This is a genomic window from Clostridium caldaquaticum, assembly GCF_023806125.1.
GTDB lineage: Bacteria > Bacillota > Clostridia > Clostridiales > Clostridiaceae > Clostridium_AT > Clostridium_AT caldaquaticum.
In genome coordinates this window covers 1-6,459 of the sequence record NZ_JAMSKT010000017.1, presented here as the reverse complement: position 1 = coordinate 6,459, position 6,459 = coordinate 1, and the positions used below count along the sequence as shown (strand labels likewise).

General features: G+C 30.3%; 8 protein-coding genes and 3 tRNA genes. 2 read left to right on the top strand and 9 right to left on the bottom strand.

The window, feature by feature from the left end; translation table 11 throughout:
- Positions 1 to 11: 11 nt before the first annotated feature.
- Positions 12 to 86: transfer RNA gene (locus tag M2651_RS11105), tRNA-Glu, on the bottom strand.
- 360 nt (positions 87 to 446) lie between these two features.
- Here M2651_RS11105 and M2651_RS11100 point away from each other — a divergent pair.
- A complete protein-coding gene (locus M2651_RS11100; RefSeq protein WP_252132421.1) occupies positions 447 to 1,079 on the top strand; it encodes a phosphatase PAP2 family protein in 633 nt (210 codons plus the stop codon).
- Here the strand turns inward: M2651_RS11100 and M2651_RS11095 are convergent.
- Together M2651_RS11095 and M2651_RS11090 are read right to left on the bottom strand one after the other, a co-directional pair.
- Positions 978 to 1,346 carry a CoA-binding protein gene (locus tag M2651_RS11095; protein WP_252132420.1) on the bottom strand — a complete coding sequence of 123 codons (369 nt, stop codon included), beginning with the start codon at positions 1,344 to 1,346 and terminating at the stop codon, positions 978 to 980. The two genes, M2651_RS11100 and M2651_RS11095, sit on opposite strands and share 102 nt — an antisense overlap.
- A gap of 145 nt (positions 1,347 to 1,491) precedes the next feature.
- The gene (locus M2651_RS11090; RefSeq protein WP_252132419.1) at positions 1,492 to 2,085 is read right to left on the bottom strand and encodes a hypothetical protein; all 594 of its coding nucleotides are present in this window, start codon (positions 2,083 to 2,085) and stop codon (positions 1,492 to 1,494) included.
- A 229-nt stretch (positions 2,086 to 2,314) separates the two neighbouring features.
- Here M2651_RS11090 and M2651_RS11085 point away from each other — a divergent pair, with 229 nt between their 5' ends.
- Positions 2,315 to 3,547 (top strand): BaiN/RdsA family NAD(P)/FAD-dependent oxidoreductase, encoded by a 1,233-nt coding sequence (locus M2651_RS11085; protein WP_252132418.1) that lies wholly within the window; start codon positions 2,315 to 2,317, stop codon positions 3,545 to 3,547.
- Positions 3,548 to 3,560: 13 nt separating this feature from the next.
- Here the strand turns inward: M2651_RS11085 and M2651_RS11080 are convergent, their stop codons facing one another.
- From M2651_RS11080 to M2651_RS11055, 6 genes are all read right to left on the bottom strand, one after another.
- Complete coding sequence (locus M2651_RS11080) at positions 3,561 to 4,310, bottom strand: acyl-[acyl-carrier-protein] thioesterase (protein ID WP_252132417.1); 750 nt, start codon at positions 4,308 to 4,310, stop codon at positions 3,561 to 3,563.
- Positions 4,311 to 4,337: 27 nt separating this feature from the next.
- Complete coding sequence (locus M2651_RS11075; RefSeq protein ID WP_252132416.1) at positions 4,338 to 4,886, bottom strand: phosphatase PAP2 family protein; 549 nt, start codon at positions 4,884 to 4,886, stop codon at positions 4,338 to 4,340.
- Positions 4,887 to 5,108 carry a hypothetical protein gene (locus M2651_RS11070; RefSeq protein WP_434062147.1) on the bottom strand — a complete coding sequence of 74 codons (222 nt, stop codon included), beginning with the start codon at positions 5,106 to 5,108 and terminating at the stop codon, positions 4,887 to 4,889. It abuts the gene before it with no gap.
- 279 nt (positions 5,109 to 5,387) lie between these two features.
- Positions 5,388 to 6,083: a helix-turn-helix transcriptional regulator gene (locus M2651_RS11065; protein ID WP_252132415.1), complete on the bottom strand. Its 696-nt coding sequence runs from the start codon at positions 6,081 to 6,083 to the stop codon at positions 5,388 to 5,390.
- A gap of 129 nt (positions 6,084 to 6,212) precedes the next feature.
- A tRNA-Cys gene (locus tag M2651_RS11060) sits at positions 6,213 to 6,287 on the bottom strand.
- 12 nt (positions 6,288 to 6,299) lie between these two features.
- Positions 6,300 to 6,375: transfer RNA gene (locus M2651_RS11055), tRNA-Phe, on the bottom strand.
- Positions 6,376 to 6,459 lie beyond the last annotated feature (84 nt).

Here is a 6,459-nt window from a genome sequence, read left to right as displayed (position 1 = left end):
TGCGCCCATAGTGGTGACTCATAGGGGAATCGAACCCCTGTTACCACCGTGAAAGGGTGGTGTCTTGACCGCTTGACCAATGAGCCACATTATATTTTGTCGTTTTATGACGCTCTCGCGACCTGACATAGAATATAATACACAAATTTTAATCTACTGTCAACACATTTTTAAATATTTTTTTCTTTTTTTATGATGTTATATTTTACCTGGTGTCAGATGCGTGACAAATTACAAATATAAAGTATCAGCTATTATTAATCTTTCCCTTATTTTATCTAATTAATTTAACGGATTTTAGAACGAAGAATAAAAATAAAATTTTTTTAAACTATATATAACTTATTCTTAAACTTTATATTTTATAATAAAGTTATATGATATAATTAAGAAAGTTTAATAAAAGCTAATACCTTTTTACCTATTTTAATGGAGGCAGTTGTGCTATGATAAGCTTTTTACAAAATATCGACATAAAAATGATGAACCTTTTAAATAAAAAGTTTCGATATAAGTTTCTTGATAAAATAATGATCCTGATTACTACACTTGGAAACGGCGGTTTTGTGTGGCTTATTATTTCAACATATTTAATACTGAACAAAAATTATAGAATGCAAGGATATATGATAATTGCCTCTCTTATAATAACTACAATTATTGGAGAAGGTATAATAAAACATTTAATAAAAAGAACAAGGCCTTTTGTTAATATGCTAGAAAATAAACTCCTAATTTCAAAACCAATAACTTATTCTTTCCCATCAGGACATACTGCATCTTCCTTTGCAGCTGCGGGAATATTTTTAAATTCTGATAATAAATTAAGTATACTCATAGTAATTTTAGCTTCATTAATTGCATTTTCCAGAATTTATTTAAATGTACATTATCCTACTGATGTTTTTACTGGAATTATTTTAGGTTTTTTATGCTCCAAGTTAGTAATAACTATTTTTCAAAGCGAAATGGTAAATTTATCTAGCCAATTCAACCAAAGCACAGCCTTCAACTGCAATTATTCCATTGTTTCTGCAAAAATCCAGAATTTCCTGGCTTTCTGCCCCTGGCTGAATTAAAACCTTGCTTATATTAAGATCTTTAGCCTCTTGCATTACCTTTAAGCCAGTTATAGGATTTATGCATAAATCTATTACATCTATTTTATAAGAAACCTCTTTAAGACTCTTATACAGGTTTCCTGTAGTATCTCTTGGGTTTACCCCCTCTGCATTAAAGTCTGCAGCTTTTAATGCATTTAATATTCTATATGCATACTTGCTTGGATTTGATACATCTCCAACTACTACCCAATTTTTATAATTTAAAAATTCTCCTGCCTGCATTTAAATCCTCTCCTTTGCGATTATTATAATTATATTATGCACTATAATTATCGTTATGATAAGTTATACTTTTTAATTATAACTAAAATAAGTCCTATATATCTACCTTTAAAAATCAAAAGATATATTAGGACTTATTTATATTTTAACAAGATATAAGCCTTTCAGCCTGCTTGTTATCTAAGTTAATGCTGTTTTTCATTACTTCCTTTAAAATATTTTTATATCTATTTATGCTTTTCTCTTTTTCTTCTATCTCTTTTCTTAAATGTCTTATATTTTCATTACAGCCATCAATAAAGCTTTGCAAAGTTATATCTTTAAATGTTATGCTGAATTCCTCTGAATACTTCATTCCAACTACAGTTATATCTAAAGGAATCTGATTATTTGCAACTAATGTTATTTTTTTCTCATATATACCCTTTCCTGAAATCTTATAATTATCATTTAAAACCTCAAGACTATTTAACCTTTCACCTATTCTTTCTTCTATACAGCCTATAAGTGCAGAATAAAACACAGGAGAAATATCTTTACATAATTTAATCTTTAATATATCTCTATAACTTAATATAAGCTCTTCAAATTCATTTTCTGCTATAAGCTCTACATCTTTAATATTTAAAGCTACCGCTTCATTATCTTCTTTAGCTATAACCATATCATAATTCAAACTTTTAACTTTCAATATTGCATTAAATAGAGGAAGCTCACTATTTTTAACTTTTATTTTCATATAATATCTTCCTTTCTATTTGTGACTTAATTAAATTATATTTTACTTTATACACCGATACAAATGTAATTTTATCCGCAGTTTCTAGATAGTATATTATTTTTTAAAATAAATGCTTTTCAGTATACTATGGGAAAATAAGATGTTTTGTTATTATATTCAAAAACATATATTTAGGGTAAAATATATAGATAATAAGTAAATCTATTTTACTAAGGAGAGATTTGTTTTGAAACATGATTTAATTATCATTGGCGGCGGTGCAGCTGGTATTATGGCAGCAATAACAGCTAAGGATATGGGAGCAGACGCTGCAATACTTGAAGGCAGTGATAGAGTCGGTAAAAAGCTATTAACAACTGGAAACGGCAGATGCAATATCACTAATAAATATATAGAAAACAGTAAGTTTCATAGTGAAAATCCTGAGTTTTTCAAAAGAGCACTAGAAGAATTTAAAGTTTCAGATACAATAAACTTTTTCTCATCTTTAGGGCTCCCTCTGATTACTCTCGAAGAAGGAAGGATGTATCCTATGTCTCTTCAGGCTTCTTCCGTACTGGATATTATGAGACTTGCACTTGCAGATAAGGATATACCTGTTTACCTAAACTCAAAGGTTAAATCTATAAAAACAATTAAGGCAGGTTTTAAAATAGAAACTTTAAATGGGGATATGTTTGAATGCCATAAGCTTCTTTTAACCTGCGGCGGAAAAGCAGCACCTTCCACTGGTTCTGATGGTTCTGGTTATGCTTTAGCTAAAGCTTTAGGACACAATATAATAAATCCTGTACCTGCTCTTGTGCAGCTAAAACTTGACTATAAAAACCTAAAGGCTTTAGCCGGAGTTAAATTTAATGGAATTGCAGAAATCTATGTTGACGGACATTTAAAAAGGCGGGAATTTGGAGAAATATTATTTACGGATTACGGAATATCAGGTCCCCCTATTCTTCAATTAAGCAGAATAGCTTCTTATTCTCTTTCAAAAGGAAAAGAAGTTTTAATCAAGGTAGAAATACTATACACAATGAAGGAAGAAGAGCTTGAAAACTTTTTTGAAGGTCATTTTTCCATATTTGGACATAGAAGTGTTCATGATTCTTTTATTGGAATTATAAATAAAAAGCTTATACCTATATTATTAAAAGAAGCTCAAATAACTGATATTCATAAGGCTTGCTGGAATTTAAGCTATAAGGAAAAGAAAAACATATATGCATTACTTAAAAATTGGAAATTTAAAGTTACAGATACTAACTCCTGGGGAAATGCACAAGTTACAGCCGGAGGAGTAGATACTATGCAGATAAATGCTGAAACTATGGAATCCAAGCTTGTACCTAATCTATACTTTGCAGGAGAGATTTTAGATGTAGACGGTGACTGCGGAGGTTTTAATCTTCAATGGGCCTGGAGCTCTGCTTATTTAGCAGCAAAAAATGCGAGCAAATCTTAAACTGGATTTGCTCTTAATTTTTCTCCCAAACTGTTTTAAGTAAAGTAAGCTCTTTATCTTCCTTATCTATAATTTTATGTAAGCAGGTTACTTTATAATCTTCATTAATTAATTCTGTAAGTACTTTTATAGTCTCACCATAAGTAGTTTCTTTCTCATAAGTTACTTTTATATTTTTAAGTGTATAATTTAATACAATATCTAATGGAACAGTTTCCAACATCCAGGCTATGTACTTTGCATTATTCACATGTCTATTAGTATCTATATCGCTGTATCGAACATTAAAAATTTTTTCACTAGTTATATTTTTGCATCTTTCTAAGTCTTCTATTTCTAAAATACTTTCATCATTTATATCTACCCCATAAAATCTAAATAAGTCTTCAGTAACTCTAACAGGTCTTCTTCTCTCTGTATTTATTAAAAACCAGATAGAATCTGCCCCTCCTAAAATTTCACCATCAGAACTTAATATTTCGTATTTTCTGTAAGCGTAGAATTTTCTCATAGAATAAGCATAGGTTTTTATTATAATTTTTTCTCCATAACTTGGATACTTATACATATCAATATTCCATTTATAAAGAACCCAGGAAAGCTTCCTTTCTTTTAAAAAATCTATCCCTACTCCAAGCTCCTCAGACTGTTTTGTTGCTATATCTCCTAAAAAATCTACAATACTTGTTATAAGAACTTTTCTTTTATAATCTACCTCATAATAATGTATTTCGTATTCTTTTTCATAGATAAATCCTGACATAAAACATACCCCCTTATAAATATCCCATTATTTTTCTTCTCTTTTTCTAAAATATGCCTCTGCTAAATTAACAGCTACCCAGCCACATAATAGTCCTAATATTATTCCTCCTAAAATGTCTGAAGGATAGTGAACATGAAGATAAAGCCTGGAAAAAGCAATTGTTGAAGAAAGTAATAATACCCAGTATCTATACTTTGCTTTCTTAAACAGACATACTCCAAAGGCAGCAAAAGAAGAAGTAGTATGTCCTGAAGGGAAAGAATAAGATGTAGGCTTTGGAATTATGAAATCAAAGTTATACTCCTCTCCAACAGGTCTTTCCCTCCCTACAAAATTTTTTAAACTAGCTTCACCTGTTAAATAACCTAAAGCAAGTCCAATAAGCATAGTTATTCCTAATCTTCTTATGCTAGTATTTTTGTTAATCATAAGTATTATAGATATAGCTATCCACACCTCTCCATGATTATTTATCCAGGATATAAACGGCATAACTACATCAAAAAATGGATTTTTTAAAGAAACAGATAAAAAATACAGTATTGATTTGTCGATATTTAACAATGATTCCATTTATATTACCTTCCTATCTTCTAAGTTAACAAGCTTATCTACTTTAAAAAGCTGTGGAAACAGCTTAGTCCAAATTAATACTACCATTATTGTCCCTATTCCTCCAAGAACAACTGCAGGCACAACACCAAAAAACTTAGCTGTAATTCCAGATTCAAATTCTCCAAGCTGATTAGAAGTTCCTATAAACAGCTGGTTTACAGAACTTACTCTTCCTCTCATGCTGTCTGGAGTTTGAGTCTGAACTAATTCTGCATGGATAATGCTGCTGAAGAACGAGCAAATAAAAATGGCACTAATGATTTTGTTTTTAATAAGTGCGAGTCTTTAATTGCTGTCATATTATTTCATAACCTTTCTGTTAAATTTAAGTATAAGAATATTATACTATAAAAAATATAATAAGTATGGTTTATTTTGTAAAAAAGACATGTTCTAAAAATCTATCTAGAACATGTCTTTTTTCAAAATTTATTGAGTTTAAATTCGTATAGCCTAAAACTACAGCTTTATCTCTAATCTATCCAGTTTTGCAATTACATTTATATCTTTTATATATGCTGTCTCAGTCCTTAAGCTTCCTTTATTGCTTATAAGAAGTATTTTATTGCTGTCTAATTTTTTTATCTGCCTGATAACTCTCTCAGAATTATATTCTACAAGACATATTGCATTATTTTCAATTTCGTGGGTAATATGTGCAAAAGCAATATCTCCTTTTGCTATTCTAAAACCTATCATATCATCCTCTTCTATAAGAAGATATAAAACCTTATCTAATGCATACCCTTCTATTTTATTTGCCATTACAGGAAGCTGCCTGCTGCCGACAGTATCTTTTAAATTATATTTATAAACAGGTATAGTTTTTAAAATTGAGCTTAAAGCATTGTTCCATACATCATTAACTTCGCTGCTTATAGCTTTACTTATATTTGCTTTATTAACTTTAACACTTGTTTCTTTTATATCTACATCTTCTCTTGATACTTCTTCTTCAATAGACATATTTATATCATTTATATCTTTTCCAGCAATCTTTGATAACTTATTTATAAGGCTTTCATTTAATATCTTTCTTCCCTGCTCAACTTCATTTATAAAACTTTCAGCTACTCCCAATTTTTTAGCCAGCTGTTTTTGACTTAAACCTAACTGTATTCTTATAGCCTTTAGTTTTTCTCCCGCTCTGCTCATGTCTTATCCCTCGTTTCTGCTATTTGTTTAATTGATATTTATATTTTAATACAAATTTGGTCAATTTTCTATAATTTAAGTATTGAATAAAATAAAAACGTTCCAAATTATTGGAACGTCTATGTATATTGGAGGCGCCACCCAGATTTGAACTGGGGAATAAAGGTTTTGCAGACCTCTGCCTTACCACTTGGCTATAGCGCCTTATATTCATTTTGGTGGCCAGACCAGGAATCGAACCAGGGACACGAGGATTTTCAGTCCTCTGCTCTACCGACTGAGCTATCTGGCCAGCTTAATTGGCGACTATCTACTTTTCCACACAGTCTCCCGTGCAGTATCATCGACATCTCGGAGCTTAACTTGCGTGTTCGGC